The following is a 1,090-nucleotide window of genomic DNA, read 5'->3' as shown; positions in this document are numbered from 1 at the left end:
TGTACTGACCTGAGAGGTTAGGAACGCGGCTGGCTGGTGGGTGTCCGCCGAGTGCGGTGTGGCCGCGGTGGTGATTGTAGGTGTGCAACCAGGCTGGAAAGGCAGCGCAGCGTTCGTTGTCGCTGCGGTAGAGCCGGGTGTAGGCCCATTCGTCGGCCAGGGTGCGATGGAAGCGTTCGACTTTGCCGTTGGTTTGTGGCCGGTAGGGTCGGGTCCGTTTGTGGACTACCGGTCCGAGCGCGGCGGCGAAAGTGTGTGATCGATAGCAGGAGCCGTTGTCGGTCAACACTTTTCGCACTGTGATGCCGTTGCCGGCGAACCAGGCGGCGGCGCGGATCCAGAATCCAGCGGCGGTGTCTTTGCGTTCGTCGGGCAACAGCTCGCTGTAGGCCAATCGGGAATGGTCGTCCAGCGCGGTGTGCAAGTAGTGATAGCCGTGGCGTGGGTTGCCGTAGGCGTTGCTCAGACCGCTGGTCTTGTCGGCGCGGGAGTTGTGGTTGCCGACGGTCCGGCCGAGTTTGCGCCAGCCGCCGCCGTCGGGGACCTTGCCGAGTTTCTTGACGTCGACGTGCACCATATCGCCGGGATGGGCGTGCTCGTAGCGGCGTACGACCTGGCCGGTGGCGCGGTCGAGCCAGCGCAGCCGCGTCAGTCGGTAGCGAGTCAGAATCCGGTGCACCGTCGAGGGATTCAACCCCAGCAGATACCCGATCCGGGCTGGACCCCAGCGGCGCAGCAGGCGGACCTTGATGACGCGCCGCTCGGTCCGCGTCGGGGTCCGGTGTGGGCTGTGATGCGGGCGGCTGGGCCGGTCGGCCATACCAGCGGCTCCGAATCGTCGGTAGCGGTCGGCCCACCGCCATGCAGTGGTGGCCGAGACCTGGAACCGTTCGGCTGCTCGTCGCAGCGACCAGCCGTCCTCGACGACACAACGAGCCAGCCGCAACCGGCCCAACTCCGACAACGGCGCATTACGGTGAGACACGAAGACCTCCGACAGGTGAACTGCTTTGCTTGGCAGCTCGCACTTCACCCGGAGGTCTTCGCCATGTCAGCTCGCCACGCCGTCACCAACGTCCGTGGTCAGTAC

Annotated in this window: 1 protein-coding gene; it reads right to left on the bottom strand. The window is 65.9% G+C overall.

The features are described 5' to 3' along the window. Positions 1–985: IS481 family transposase (locus NL1_RS35970; protein WP_067849406.1), on the bottom strand; the 985-nt coding region annotated here is incomplete at its 3' end. Positions 986–1,090 lie beyond the last annotated feature (105 nt).

It is taken from the genome of Nocardia lijiangensis NBRC 108240 (genome assembly GCF_001613045.1).
Taxonomy (GTDB): domain Bacteria; phylum Actinomycetota; class Actinomycetes; order Mycobacteriales; family Mycobacteriaceae; genus Nocardia; species Nocardia lijiangensis.
The sequence above is the reverse complement of the archived record's forward strand: the minus strand, read 5'-3'. Positions and strand labels throughout refer to the sequence as shown.